Source organism: Terrabacter sp. BE26 (assembly GCF_041941675.1).
GTDB lineage: Bacteria > Actinomycetota > Actinomycetes > Actinomycetales > Dermatophilaceae > Terrabacter.
Genome location: NZ_CP090122.1, coordinates 640098 through 653638 on the forward strand (window position 1 = coordinate 640098; position 13541 = coordinate 653638).

General features: G+C 71.9%; 11 protein-coding genes and 1 tRNA gene. 8 read left to right on the forward strand and 4 right to left on the reverse strand.

Going from position 1 to position 13541, the window contains the following annotated elements; translation table 11 throughout:
• Positions 1-30 precede the first annotated feature (30 nt).
• Positions 31-102 (forward strand) — tRNA-Arg (locus LQK93_RS03035).
• Positions 103-225: 123 nt separating this feature from the next.
• Positions 226-852: an ASCH domain-containing protein gene (locus LQK93_RS03040; RefSeq protein WP_374970104.1), complete on the forward strand. Its 627-nt coding sequence runs from the start codon at positions 226-228 to the stop codon at positions 850-852.
• 6 nt (positions 853-858) lie between these two features.
• Here LQK93_RS03040 and LQK93_RS03045 read toward each other — a convergent pair whose 3' ends face one another.
• Together LQK93_RS03045 and LQK93_RS03050 are read right to left on the reverse strand one after the other, a co-directional pair.
• The gene (locus LQK93_RS03045; protein WP_374970105.1) at positions 859-1896 is read right to left on the reverse strand and encodes a hemolysin family protein; all 1038 of its coding nucleotides are present in this window, start codon (positions 1894-1896) and stop codon (positions 859-861) included.
• Positions 1893-3284 carry a hemolysin family protein gene (locus tag LQK93_RS03050; RefSeq protein ID WP_374970106.1) on the reverse strand — a complete coding sequence of 464 codons (1392 nt, stop codon included), beginning with the start codon at positions 3282-3284 and terminating at the stop codon, positions 1893-1895. The genes LQK93_RS03045 and LQK93_RS03050 overlap by 4 nt, the downstream gene beginning before the upstream one ends.
• 333 nt (positions 3285-3617) lie before the next feature.
• Here LQK93_RS03050 and LQK93_RS03055 point away from each other — a divergent pair, with 333 nt between their 5' ends.
• The 5 genes from LQK93_RS03055 to LQK93_RS03075 all read left to right on the forward strand — a co-directional run bounded on the left by LQK93_RS03055 (position 3618) and on the right by LQK93_RS03075 (position 10724).
• Positions 3618-4643: an ABC transporter ATP-binding protein gene (locus LQK93_RS03055; RefSeq protein WP_374971441.1), complete on the forward strand. Its 1026-nt coding sequence runs from the start codon at positions 3618-3620 to the stop codon at positions 4641-4643.
• The gene (locus LQK93_RS03060) at positions 4640-5443 is read left to right on the forward strand and encodes an ABC transporter permease subunit (RefSeq protein WP_374970107.1); all 804 of its coding nucleotides are present in this window, start codon (positions 4640-4642) and stop codon (positions 5441-5443) included. Before LQK93_RS03055 ends, LQK93_RS03060 begins: the two co-directional genes overlap by 4 nt.
• A 235-nt stretch (positions 5444-5678) precedes the next feature.
• Positions 5679-9539 (forward strand): multifunctional oxoglutarate decarboxylase/oxoglutarate dehydrogenase thiamine pyrophosphate-binding subunit/dihydrolipoyllysine-residue succinyltransferase subunit, encoded by a 3861-nt coding sequence (locus LQK93_RS03065; protein WP_374970108.1) that lies wholly within the window; start codon positions 5679-5681, stop codon positions 9537-9539.
• Between the two features lie 164 nt (positions 9540-9703).
• Entirely contained in the window at positions 9704-9880 is a 177-nt protein-coding gene (locus tag LQK93_RS03070; RefSeq protein WP_142184561.1) for a DUF6104 family protein, read from the forward strand.
• A 4-nt stretch (positions 9881-9884) separates the two neighbouring features.
• On the forward strand, positions 9885-10724 hold the full coding sequence (locus tag LQK93_RS03075; RefSeq protein WP_374970109.1) for a GDSL-type esterase/lipase family protein: 840 nt from the start codon (positions 9885-9887) through the stop codon (positions 10722-10724).
• On the opposite strand, the gene LQK93_RS03080 is transcribed toward LQK93_RS03075, so the two are convergent.
• On the reverse strand, positions 10717-11217 hold the full coding sequence (locus LQK93_RS03080) for a hypothetical protein (RefSeq protein ID WP_374970110.1): 501 nt from the start codon (positions 11215-11217) through the stop codon (positions 10717-10719). The two genes, LQK93_RS03075 and LQK93_RS03080, sit on opposite strands and share 8 nt — an antisense overlap.
• Before the next feature lie 342 nt (positions 11218-11559).
• On the opposite strand from LQK93_RS03080, the gene LQK93_RS03085 reads away from it, so the two are divergent.
• Positions 11560-11808: a WhiB family transcriptional regulator gene (locus LQK93_RS03085; protein ID WP_030194844.1), complete on the forward strand. Its 249-nt coding sequence runs from the start codon at positions 11560-11562 to the stop codon at positions 11806-11808.
• Positions 11809-11935: 127 nt separating this feature from the next.
• Here the strand turns inward: LQK93_RS03085 and LQK93_RS03090 are convergent, their stop codons facing one another.
• On the reverse strand, positions 11936-13423 hold the full coding sequence (locus LQK93_RS03090; RefSeq protein WP_374970111.1) for a sensor histidine kinase: 1488 nt from the start codon (positions 13421-13423) through the stop codon (positions 11936-11938).
• Between the last annotated feature and the right edge of the window lie 118 nt (positions 13424-13541).

The following is a 13541-nucleotide window of genomic DNA, read 5'->3' on the forward strand; positions in this document are numbered from 1 at the left end:
AATCTCACCGAGCGCACGTAAGTGCGTGCCGCCCCCGTAGCTCAGGGGATAGAGCACCGCCCTCCGGAGGCGGGAGCGCAGGTTCGAATCCTGCCGGGGGCACCGACGGACGAAGGGCCGACCTGATGGCGCGAAGCGCCGCGATGGTCGGCCCTTCGTCGTCTCCCGAGGGACTCGAGGGGCCTCTCGCGCGGCCGCGCCGCACGGATCTGGGAGGGTGAGGACGTGCTCATCTCCAAGCCGGTCGCCGAGGCCATCAGGGCCGGCACCGTCACCCAGGCCTTCCGGCGCTGGGACGCGCCCCGCGTCAAGGTCGGCGGTCTGCAGCTGACCGCGGCGGGCCTCGTCCGGTTCGACGCCGTCAGCCCGGTCAGCGAGCCGGAGCGACTCACCGAGCAGGATGCCCGCGCCGCCGGCGCCGAGGACCTCGCGGCCCTGCAGCGCTCCCTCGCGCCGAGGACCACGACGCCGTCGGCCGGTGGCGGCAGGGGCGGCCGCGGCGGGCACACGGTCTTCCGCATCCGCCTCAGCTGGGCCGGCGAGGACCCGCGCATCGCGCTGCGGGACAGCATCCCCGACGACGCAGCGCTGGCCCGGATCGCCGCGCGGCTGCGGCGCCTCGATGCCAGGCCGACGGGACCGTGGACCCGCGAGGTCCTCGAGTGGATCCGGGACAACCCACGCGTGGTGTCCAAGGAGCTCGCCGCCCTGCGGCAGGTCGAGCTGCTGCCGATGAAGGCGGACATCCGCAAGCTCAAGGCCCTGGGCCTGACCATCAGCCACGACGTCGGCTACGAGCTGTCACCGCGCGGGACGGCATACCTGGTCTGGCTCGAGAGCCGGCCGGGCTGACGCCGCTCAGCGCTGCGTCGTGTCGGTGACCTCGCCGACGAGCTCCTCGAGGACGTCCTCGAGGAAGACGACGCCGCTCACCCCGGCGTCGCCGTCGACGACCCGGGCCAGGTGCGCGCCGGTCAGCTGCATGGTGGCGAGCACGTCCTCGACCTCGTCGTCGGCGCCGACGGTGGCCAGACGGCGGACCCGCTTCGGCGGGACGGGCTGCTCGTGACGCTCGTCATCGGCGTAGAGGATGTCCTTGAGGTGGAGGTAGCCACCGATCTCACCGGCCGCGTCGACCACGGGGTAGCGGGAGAAGCCGTGCTTGGCGACGAGCCGCTCGATCTCGGCCGGCGTGGCGCCGAGGGTGACGGTCGTCAGGGACCCGACGTCGACCGCGACGTCGCGGGCCCGCTTGTCGGAGAACTCGAGCGTCTTGGCCACGAGCCCGTGGCGCTCCTCCTCGATCAGCCCCTCGCGGCGGGACTCCCCGACGATGTGCGCCACCTCCTCGATGGTGAAGGCCGAGGTGAGCTCGTCCTTGGGCTCGACCCGGAAGAGGCGCACGAGCGACTTCGCCAGGGCCTCCATGGCGTGCACGATCGGGCGCAGTGCCCGCGCGAGGAAGAACAGCGGAGGCACGAGGAGCAGGGCGGCTCGGTCGGGACCGGCGATGGCGAGGTTCTTGGGGATCATCTCGCCGACGACGACGTGCAGGTAGGACACGATGAGCAGCGCGAGCGCCAGGGCCAGCCCGCTGGCCCACGCGTCGGGCAGGGACCACGCCGCGAAGACCGGCTCGAAGAGGTGGTGCAGCGCCGACTCGGCGAGCGCACCTAGGCCGACCGAGCACACGGTGATGCCGAGCTGGGCGGTGGCGAGCATCGAGCCGAGCCGCTCGAGGGCGAGCAGGGCCGACTGTGCCCGCTTGCTGCCGGCCTCGGCGAGGGGCTCGAGCGTCGATCGCCGCACGGTCATCGCCGCGAACTCCGCCCCGACGAAGAAGGCGTTCCCGAGCAGGAGCAGCACCGAGACCACGTAGACCCAGGGCCCGCTCACGACCGCTCCCCCGGCTGAGGGGACGAGGGCGTACGCGTGAGGCCGGGCTCGTCGTCGTTGCGCACCGTTCCGCCGCCCTCGGGTGCCAGGGAGTCCGGGTCCGGCACGAAGCGCAGCCGGTCGACCCGGCGGCCCTCCATGCCGACGACGTGGATGCGCCAGCCCGGCACGGGGACCACGTCGCCCACGACCGGGACCCGGCCGAGGCTCGTCATGACGAACCCGCCCATCGTCTCGTAGGTCGAGCCGTCGGGGACCTCCGCGTCGAAGGCGTCGCGCACCTCGTCGGGACGCCACAGGCCGGGCACCGTCCAGGAGCCGTCGACGAGCTCGCGCCCGCCCTGGCGGCTCCGGTCGTGCTCGTCGGACACCTCGCCGACGATCTCCTCGACGACGTCCTCGAGCGTGACGATGCCGGAGGTGCCGCCGTACTCGTCGACGACGACGGCCATCTGGAAGCCCCCCTCGCGCAGCTGTCGCAGCAGCGGGTCGAGCCGGATCGTCTCCGGGACGACGAGGCGGTCGGACATCAGGGCCGAGACCGGCACGTCCTTGCGGCGGTCGTGCGGGACGGCCATCGCCCTCTTGACGTGCACCACGCCGTCGATGTCGTCCCAGTCGTCGCCGAGGACCGGGAAGCGGGAGTGCCCGGTGCGCCGGGAGAGGCGCAGGACGTCGTCGGCCGACTCGTCGCGGTGGATGCCGGTGGACCGGACGCGGGGGGTCATGACGTCGTCGGCGGTGCGTTCGCCGAAGCCGAGCGAGCGGGTCAGCATCCGCGCGGTCGTGACGTCGAGCGTGCCGGCCTCGGCGGAGCGCTGGACCAGGCTGGCGAGCTCCTGCGGGGTGCGCGCACCCGACAGCTCCTCCTGCGGCTCGATGCCGAGGGCGCGGAGGAAGCGGTTGGCCGAGCCGTTCAGCAGCACGATGAGGGGCTTGGCGACCACGGCGAAGACGCGCACCGGCAGAGCGACGACCTTCGCGGTGGCCAGCGGCGCCGAGATCCCGAGGAACTGTGGCAGCAGCTCGCCGAAGACCATCGAGAAGACGGTTGCGATCACCAGCGCGAGGGTGCTGGAGATCGCCTCGACCGCTCCCGGGCCGAGGCCCGTCGCGGCGAGCGGTCCCGAGAGCAGGGCGCCGATCGACGGCTGTGCGAGGTAGCCCACCACGAGCGTCGTGATCGTGATGCCCACCTGGGCGGCCGACAGCTGCGTCGAGAGCTGCTTGATCGACTGCAGCACCACGCGGGCCCGCGAGTCGCCCTCGTCGATGGCTCGCTGCACCGTCGGTCGGTCGATCGCCACGAGCGAGAACTCGGCCGCGACGAAGAGGGCGGTGCCGGCGGTGAGCAGCACGGCGCCCAGGACGAGCAGCCACTCGGTCACCGACGGACCTCCGGTCCGCTCGGGTGGGAGCGGCCGCGGCGGGCTGGGCCCTGTTCGCGAAGGGAGGTCATGGTCTGCCCAACTATAGGCAGCCGCACCGCACCGGGCAGCGCCCGCCGTCCCACGCCCACCTGCGTGTGCGCTGGGTATGCCGTGTGGTTGAGTTGGCGCGTCACGAGGGGGCCCTGCGCAGCCGGGCGACGGAGCATGCATACGGAGGCGATCACGGTGGCGGCAGCACGACCCGAGCTGACCGGGCACAGCCCCGGTCACCTCCCCGGGCGCACCCACGACCGCGCCGGCGCACCGACGGGCGGGCAGGCCGAGGGACGCATCGAGGTGCGCGGCCTGACCAAGCGGTTCGGCTCCCTCACCGCCGTCGACCACCTCGACTTCGACGTGGAGCCCGGCCGGGTCACCGGCTTCCTCGGCCCCAACGGCAGCGGCAAGACCACGACCCTGCGCATGCTCCTCGGGCTCGTCCACGCCACCGCCGGGTCGGCCACGATCGACGGCCGCCGCTACGCCGACATCCCCAACCCCCTCAGGGTGGTCGGCTCGGCTTTGGAGGCGACCAACTTCCACCCGGGTCGCACGGGCCGCAACCACCTGCGCGTGCAGGCCGCCGTTGCCGGCGTGCCGGACTCGCGGGTCGACGAGCTGCTCGAGCTCGTCGGCATCCCGGCCGCCGCACGCAAGCGGGCCGGCGGCTACTCCATGGGCATGCGCCAGCGGCTCGGCCTCGCCGGCGCCCTCCTCGGCGACCCCCGCGTCATCATCCTCGACGAGCCCGCCAACGGCCTCGACCCCGAGGGCATCCGCTGGCTGCGCGGCTTCCTGCGCCACCTCGCCGACGAGGGACGCACCCTGCTCATCTCCAGCCACATGCTCTCCGAGGTGGAGCAGACGGTCGACGACGTCGTGATCATCGCCAACGGCAGGCGCGTGGCTCAGGGCACCGTCGCCGAGCTGCGCGGCGAGCCCACGGCCTACGTCCGCACGTCCGACCCCGACCGGCTCGCGGACGCGCTGCGCCGGCGCGGGCTGGCAGTGGTGCCGAGCGGGCGCGGCCTGCGCGTGACGACCGAGGACCTCGCCGTCGTCGGCGACACGGCCCACGCCAGCGACGTCGCCATCCACGAGCTGCGCAGCGAGCAGACCCACCTCGAGGAGCTCTTCTTCAACCTCACCGAGAGCGACGAGAACCGCAACCGCAACCTCGGCGACGTGCCGGGGCCGGCGCCCACCGGTGCAGCCGTCGACCTGCCGCCCCCCAGCGGGCCGCCCATCGACCCCGCGCTGCTCGCCGACCCGGAACCACGCCGGCCGGGCACCGACAGCGAAGGAGGTGCGCGATGAGGGCCGCCGTGCACGCGGAGCTGCGCAAGCTCTTCACCACACGCCTCTGGTGGGGCATGGCCATCGCCGTGTTCGTCGCCGGCGCCGCCTTCGCCGTGCTCTTCGCGTTCGTCTTCACCAGCGACGCGGTGCGCGGCCCCGGTGCTGCCGCTGCGCCGCAGGGCGACGCCGCGCTGGCCAAGGCCGTCTTCACCGGTGGCCTGCAGGTCGGCTACCTGCTCACCCTGTCGATCGGCGTGCTGACCATCGGCTCGGAGTACCGCCACCAGACCATCACGGCGACGTTCCTCGCGATCCCGCGACGGGGGCGCGTCATGGCCGCCAAGGTCGTCTCGCTGCTGGCGATCGGGGTGCTCTACGGGCTGTTCTCGCTCGCGGGCGCGGTGGGGGCCGGCACGCTCGTGCTGACCTCCAAGGGCGTCGCGCCCTTCGCCGACCCCTCGATCTGGCGCACCCTCGCCCTGTCCCTGCTCGTGCTCGGGCTGTGGGCCCTCATCGGCCTCGGCGCCGGCATCCTCATCCCCAACCAGGTGGCCGCCCTGCTGATCTCGGTGGCCGTGGCCTGGATCGTCGAGCCCCTGCTAGGGCTGGTGCTCGCCCTGACCGACTGGGGCAAGGACGTCTCCCCCTACCTGCCGAGCCGGGCCACGAGCGCCATGCTCGAGTCCACGAGCGGCGGCTTCGACAGCCAGCCGCTCCACCAGCTCAGCTGGTGGGCCGGCGCCCTCGTGCTGACCGCGTATGCCGCCGTGATGGCCGGGCTCGGCACCTGGCGGACGCTGCGCGCGGACATCAGCTGACCGCATACCCGGGCCGTGCCGCCGGCCGTGCGGGGCCACTTCCACGCCCGCGACGGGCCCTCGGAGGGCCGCCGCCGCAGGGCCCGGGCCCTCGTCCGGCCAGAGGTGACGAACGCCTCCTCGAGCCCTCCGCTCGACACTCGAGCCGCGAGCGGGTATCCCGACGTTCGGGTCTAGGCTTGACCCCTGTATAGGCAGCAGACGCACCCCAGCCAACGAAAGAGGCGCATTCGCCGTGTCCGATCCGTCCACGTCCGGTGACCCGATTGCAGCATTCGGGCCGAACGAATGGCTCGTCGACGAGCTCTACCAGCAGTTCCTGACCGACAAGACCTCGGTCGACAAGGCATGGTGGGGGTTCTTCGAGGACTACCGGCCGGGTGAGGCCGACACGAGCGCGGCGTCCCGCCGGACGACCACGGCGACCGCGAGCAAGCCACAGACCACGGGCCAGCCGCAGAGCACGAGCGCGTCGACCAGCGAGGACGCCACGGCCGGCTCCAACGGCTCCGGCAACGGGGCCTCCGTGAGGACCGCGCCCGCCAAGGCGCCCACGAAGGCACCCGAGGCGAAGGCACCCGAGGCGAAGGCCGAGCCCAAGGCCCAGCCGAAGACCGAGCCGGCGGCGGAGGCCCCGAAGCCGCGCGACATCCCCGCGGTCAAGGGCACCGGCCCGGTGAACGAGGACGTCGTCATCCCGCTGCGCGGCGCCGCCGCGCGCGTCGTCAGCAACATGAACGCCTCGCTGACGGTCCCGACGGCGACGAGCGTGCGTGCCGTCCCCGCCAAGCTGCTCATCGACAACCGCGTCGTCATCAACAACCACCTCGCCCGCTCGCGCGGCGGCAAGGTCAGCTTCACCCACCTCATCGGCTACGCCATGGTCAAGGCCCTGGCGATCATGCCCGAGATGAACAACGGCTACACCGAGGTGGACGGCAAGCCGGCCCTGGTGCGCCCGGCCCACGTCAACTTCGGCCTCGCCATCGACCTGCAGAAGGACGACGGCAGCCGCACGCTCGTCGTGCCGTCCATCAAGTCGGCCGAGGAGATGGACTTCGTCCACTTCTGGACCGCCTACGAGGACATCGTGCGCAAGGCCCGCGCCAACAAGCTGACCGTGGAGGACTTCCAGGGCACGACGATCTCGCTGACCAACCCCGGCGGCATCGGCACCGTGCACTCCGTGCCGCGCCTGATGAAGGGACAGGGCGCCATCATCGGCGTCGGCGCCCTGGACTACCCCGCCGAGTGGCAGGGCGCGAGCAACGAGACGCTCAACAAGAACGCCGTGAGCAAGATCATCACCCTCACCTCGACCTACGACCACCGGATCATCCAGGGCGCCCAGAGCGGTGACTTCCTGCGGATCATCCACCAGCTGCTCCTCGGCCAGAACAACTTCTACGACGAGATCTTCGAGTCGCTGCGTATCCCCTACGAGCCGGTCCGCTGGATCCAGGACATCGACTCCTCGCACGACGACGACATCAACAAGGTCGCCCGCGTGCAGGAGCTCATCCACGCCTACCGCGTCCGCGGCCACCTCATGGCCGACACCGACCCGCTCGAGTACAAGCAGCGCCGCCACCACGACCTCGACGTGACGACGCACGGCCTGACCCTGTGGGACCTCGACCGCACCTTCGCCACCGGCGGGTTCGGCGGCCACCCGTTCCTCAAGCTGCGCAAGATCCTCGGCATCCTGCGTGACTCGTACTGCCGCACCGTCGGCATCGAGTACATGCACATCCAGGACCCCGAGCAGCGCAAGTGGATCCAGGACAAGGTCGAGCGGCCCTACGAGAAGGCCAGCCGCGACGAGCAGATGCGGATCATGCGCCGCCTCAACGCCGCCGAGGCCTTCGAGACGTTCCTGCAGACGAAGTTCGTCGGGCAGAAGCGCTTCTCGCTCGAGGGCGGTGAGTCCGTGATCGCGCTCCTCGACCGCATCCTGTGCCGGGCCGCTTCCGAGAAGCTCGACGAGGTGTGCATCGGCATGCCGCACCGCGGCCGGCTCAACGTGCTCGCCAACATCGCCGGCAAGTCCTACGGCCAGATCTTCCGCGAGTTCGAGGGCACCCAGGACCCCAAGTCGGTCCAGGGCTCGGGCGACGTCAAGTACCACCTCGGCACCGAGGGCGAGTTCGTCACCGAGGACGGCAGCAGGACCAAGGTCTACCTCGCCGCCAACCCCTCGCACCTCGAGGCCGTCAACCCGGTGCTCGAGGGCATCGTGCGCGCCAAGCAGGACCGCCTCAACCTCGCGGGTGAGAGCTTCCCCGTCCTGCCCGTGCTGATGCACGGTGACGCCGCGTTCGCCGGCCAGGGTGTCGTCGCCGAGACGCTCAACCTCTCGCAGCTGCGCGGCTACCGCACCGGCGGCACGATCCACATCGTCATCAACAACCAGGTCGGCTTCACCACCTCGCCGAGCAGCTCGCGGTCCTCGGTCTACTCGACCGACGTCGCGCGGATGATCCAGGCACCGATCTTCCACGTCAACGGCGACGACCCTGAGGCCTGCGTCCGCGTCGCAGAGCTGGCCTACGAGTTCCGCCAGGAGTTCAACAAGGACGTCGTCATCGACCTGGTGTGCTACCGCCGCCGCGGTCACAACGAGGGCGACGACCCGTCGATGACCCAGCCGCTGATGTACAACCTCATCGAGGCCAAGCGCTCGGTCCGCAAGCTGTACACCGAGTCGCTCATCGGGCGTGGCGACATCAGCGTCGAGGACGCCGAGGCCGCCCTGCGCGACTACCAGCAGCAGCTCGAGCGCGTCTTCGTCGAGACGCGCGAGGCAAAGAAGGCGCAGGCCGCCGCGCCGACGCCGAGCCAGGACCGCGGGTCCGACGCCCCCGACAACGCCGGCCTCGAGCGCCCGGCGGCCCAGGTGCAGGACGACGAGACCCCGGTGCGTTCAGCCACCGAGACGGGCGTCCCGGCCAGCGAGATCGTCCACATCGGCGAGGCGTTCGCCAACCCGCCCGAGGGTTTCACCATCCACCCCAAGCTCAAGCAGCTCATGGACAAGCGCGCCGCGATGGTCCACGAGGGTGGCATCGACTGGCCGATGGCCGAGCTCCTCGCCTTCGGCACCCTGCTCAAGGAGGGCACCCCGGTGCGCCTGGCCGGGCAGGACAGCCGACGCGGGACGTTCGTCCAGCGCCACGCGGTGCTCATCGACAAGAACTCCGGGGAGGAGTGGACGCCGCTGCTCTACCTCGGTGAGGGCCAGGCCCGCTTCTGGGTCTACGACTCCCTGCTGTCCGAGTACGCCGCGATGGGCTTCGAGTACGGCTACTCCGTCGAGCGCCCGGATGCCCTCGTGCTGTGGGAGGCGCAGTTCGGCGACTTCGCCAACGGCGCCCAGACGATCGTCGACGAGTTCATCTCCAGCTCCGAGCAGAAGTGGTCCCAGCGCAGCTCGGTCGTGCTGCTCCTCCCCCACGGCTACGAGGGCCAGGGTCCCGACCACAGCTCGGCGCGCATCGAGCGCTACCTGCAGCTGTGCGCCGAGAACAACATGACGGTCGCCTACCCGTCGACGGCGGCGAGCTACTTCCACCTGCTGCGCCGCCAGGCCTACGCCCGCCCGCGCAGGCCGCTCATCGTCTTCACCCCGAAGTCGATGCTGCGCAGCAAGGCGGCGGCCAGCTCGGTGGAGGCCTTCACCCAGGGCGGCTTCCAGCCCGTGCTCGCCGACCACGAGGGCGTCACCCAGGACGTCACCCGCGTGCTGTTCGCGAGCGGCAAGATCGTGCACGAGCTCGACGCCGAGCGGGCCAAGCGCGGCGACACCTCGACAGCGATCATCCGCGTCGAGCAGCTCTACCCGATCCCCGAGCAGGAGATCGTCGACGCTGCGGCCCGCTACCCCGGCGCGGAGCTGGTCTGGGTCCAGGACGAGCCCCGCAACCAGGGTGCCTGGCCCCTCATGGCCCAGTGGCTGCACGAGGACCTGTGCGGCCTCGGCGAGACCCGCCCGTGGCGCGTCGTGGCCCGCAAGGCCTCGGCCTCGCCCGCGACCGGCTCGTCCAAGAAGCACGCGGCCGAGCAGGCCGAGCTGATGGAGCGCGCGTTCGGCCGCTGAACCGCCCTGCAGTGACGATCGCGAGGGACCCCGCCACCAGCGTGGCGGGGTCCCTCGCCGCACACCGGGCGTGACGGCATACCCAGGCGGTTCCTGCGCCGGCGAGGCGCCCTCCCTCGGCTGGCCTCCGACGGACCCGCACCCGCACGCGATAACCTCCCATCGTGTACTTCACCGACAGGGGCATCGAGGAGCTGGCGGCTCGGCGCGGCGAGGAGGAGGTCACCTTCGAGTGGCTCGCCGAGCAGCTGCGCACGTTCGTCGACCTCAACCCCGAGTTCGAGGTGCCCGTCGAGCGACTCGCGACGTGGCTGGCCCGGCTGGACGACGACGAGGACTGAGCACGTGAGCGACCGCACCGACCGCACCGACACCGGCGGGATCCCGGCCGAGGCCTCGAGGGAGTCCTACGGCGTGGGCCCCGCCTACCCCTCGTCCCACACGCAGTTCACGAGCGACGCCCCGGGGCGGTATGCCGCAGCGCCGGGTGCCGACACCGGCTCGCCTGCCGAGCCTGCCGCTGCTGCCGCCGACTCCACGCCCGCGGAGGAGCCCTACTACGCCCCGAGCGCCGAGGTCACCGTCGGCGACGGGCTGCGCGACGTCGGCATGATCTTCCTGGGGGCCTCCCTGACCGCCGGCTACGGCGACCCCAAGGGCCTCGGGTGGGTGGGCCGCGTCGTCGCCAGGACCCAGCACCCCGACCTCGACCTGACCGCCTACAACCTCGGGGTTCGCGGCAACACCTCGGGCGACGTCGTGGCTCGGTGGGGCGCCGAGTGCCATCCGCGCTGGAAGGGCCGCACCGAACGTCGCCTCGTGCTCAACGTGGGCACCAACGACGTCATCTCCGGCATGACGATGGCCCGCTCGCGGCTCAACCTCGCCAACGTCCTCGACGAGGCGACCAACGCGGGCATCGGCGTCTTCGTCGTGGGCCTCACGCCCACTCTGGACGACGGGCTGAACCGCAAGATCGAGGCGCTCGCCGAGGCCCAGGCCGACGTGTGCTCACGCCGCGGCATCACCTACGTCGACTGCTACCGCCCCCTCGCGACCCACGACCAGTGGATGGCGGACCTCGCGGCGAGCCCCGACCGGGCCCACCCGGGCCAGGCGGGCTACGGCCTCATCGCCTGGCTGGTGCTGCACAACGGCTGGAACGACTGGCTCTCGCTCAGCTGAGGCCGTCGTCGCGCCGAGCGCCGTCCGCGTCTGCCCCGGCCTGCGAGCCGTCGCCCCCGTCCACCGCTGGGTCAGCGGCTCGGTGGGACGCGCGGTCCGGGCGGCCCGCGTCGCGCCGCCCGGGGGCGGCCAGGGCGGCCACCATGCTGGCCGCGGCGACGGCCCCCACGGCCAGTGCGAGCGGGGTGCGGCTCGACTCGTGGAGCGACCACGCGACGGGCAGCAGCAGGGCGTTCCAGAGCAGCGTCGGGGTCCGCGGCCAGTCCGCCGCCCGGCTCCAGCCTCGCGCCAGCACGAGCAGGCCGAGTCCGAAGATGAGGATGAGCACGCCGGAGGTCGCGGCACGGGTCAGGTCGTCTGTGGCGCCGGTCACCATCTCGTAGGCGTAGAAGACGGCGAAGCCGAGGACGACGAGCGCCTCCAGCAGAGTGAGCAGCCCTGCGGCACGGTGGGATCCGTGAACCACTCGGGGGGCGGGCGTCGCTTCGGTCACCCGCCCAGCCTACCGAGCCGGGCTCGGAGCGAGCCCCTCAGCGGGCTCCCAGGTCCGCCGAGGGGCCCCGGACTCTGGAACTGGCGGCCGTTCGCCGTTAGAGTGGGCCCTTGGTGTGATCGGCGCCCACGCGTTGAACAGGGAGATGGGCACTGCGCGCACCGGGTCATGGACCACGACGCGTACGGAACATCTTCGTGCGCGTTTCCGTTGGTCAGGGGGATCCCCGCACGACGACACCCATGACAGGCTCCGACAACGACGCTGGCGCCCATCCCATGCACCGCGACCGACACCCGGGCGTCGGTGCCGAACCGAGATACATGAAGGAGCACGATCCACATGGATTGGCGCGACCGCGCTGCCTGCTTGGAGGCCGACCCGGAGCTGTTCTTCCCCATCGGGAACACCGGTCCCGCCATCCTGCAGATCGAGGAGGCGAAGGCCGTGTGCCGGACCTGTCCCGTCATCGACACCTGCCTCAAGTGGGCCCTGGAGACCGGTCAGGACGCCGGCGTGTGGGGCGGCCTCTCGGAGGACGAGCGCCGAGCCCTGAAGCGCCGCAACGCGCGGGCCCGTCGCGCCGGCTGAGACCGGCTGAGGTAACCGCCAGACAGGCAACAGCCCTGCACGACCCACGTCCGCGAGCCCGGTGACCCGTCGGTCGCCGGGCTTTTGGCTGCCTGCGCAGGCCGTCCTGCGTATGCCGTCGCGCTCGTCAGGTGATCGGCCGCAGGCTCGCGGTGAAGCGGGCTCGCGTGCCGTGCGGCACGACCCCCTCCCAGCTGATACGGCCCTGCAGGTCGGCGACCAGCGACTGCACGATCTGGGTCCCGAGCCCGGACCCGGGTCGGCGTGCCGGGTCGATGCCCTTGCCGTCGTCCTCGACCGACACCGCCAGCATCGGCTGACCGCGGTCGTCGGACATCCGCTCGATGTCGATGCGCACCTCTCCCCCGGCGTCACCGAGCCCGTGCTCGATCGCGTTCTGCACCAGCTCGCTGAGGATCATCGCCAGGGAGGTCGCGTCCTCGGCCCGCAGGCGCCCGAAGGAGCCGTGCGTCACGGTGTGGACGGGTGCGCCGTTGGCGGAGACCTCCACGACGGCGCCCAGGCCGCGCTGGGCGATCGGGTCGAAGTCGACCGTCTCGTCGAAGCCCTGGCTCAGCTGGTCGTGGACCATGGCGATGGTCCCCACCCTGCGCTCCGCCTCGGCGAGGGCGGCGCGGGCCTCCCCCTCCGGCAGGCGCCGGGCCTGCAGCCGCAGCAGGGCGGCGACCGACTGGAGGTTGTTCTTGACGCGGTGGTGGATCTCGCGGATCGTCGCGTCCTTGGTCATCAGCTCGCGCTCGCGCCGGCGCAGCTCGCCGACGTCGCGCATGAGCACGATGGCGCCGAACCGCTGGCCTGCCTCGGTCAGCGGGATGGCCCGCATCGACACCGTCGTCCCCCCTGCGACCACCTCCGTGCGCCACGGCTGGCGCCCCGTGACGACGAGGGGAAGCCCTTCGTCGACGAGGTGGGACTCGCGTACGTTCTCGGTGACGATCTGCGCCAGGCTGGCGCCGACGACCTCACCGAGGTGGCCGAGGCGGTGGAGGGCGGAGACGGCGTTGGGGCTGGCGTAGGTCACGATGCCGTCGACGTCCAGGCGGATGACGCCGTCGCCCACGCGGGGCGCGCCGCGTCGCAGCCCGGTCGGCGCCCCGCTGTGCGGGAACTCGCCCCCCGTCACCATCCGGCACAGCGCGTCCGCCGTCGCGAGATAGGTCAGCTCGAGCCGGCTCGGGGTGCGCGTGGTCCACAGGTTCGTGTGGCGGGTCATGACGCCCACGACGTGGCCGCCGCGGACGACGGGGATGTACTCCTCCCGCACCGACTGGTCGGGCCCGTGCTCGTGCGTCACGACGACCTGGCGCACCCGCAGGATCCGCTGCTCGTCGGCCGCCTCGTCGAGCAGGTCGCGCGTGCGGCCCACCTCGGCCACCCGGCCCACCTGGTCCTCCACGAAGACGAGCTGCCCGGTGGTGGGGCGCACATGGGCCACGGCCTCCCACCGCTCGCTGGTCGACCGGACCCACAGCACGAGGTCGGCGAAGGAGAGGTCGGCGATGAGCTGCCAGTCACCGACGAGCAGCTGCAGCCACTCGATGTCGTGGTCGGGCAGCGTCGTCCCGCCCCGCAGGAGCTCGCTCAGGGTAGCCACGACCCGAGCCTAGTGAGGCCCCACTCCCCCTCGGGCGAGCGCCCCGTCCGGGTCGGGCGCCGCTCCGTCCCGTCCGCACGGGCGGACGTGACGGATTGACCCTTTCCGTGGTGTCGAC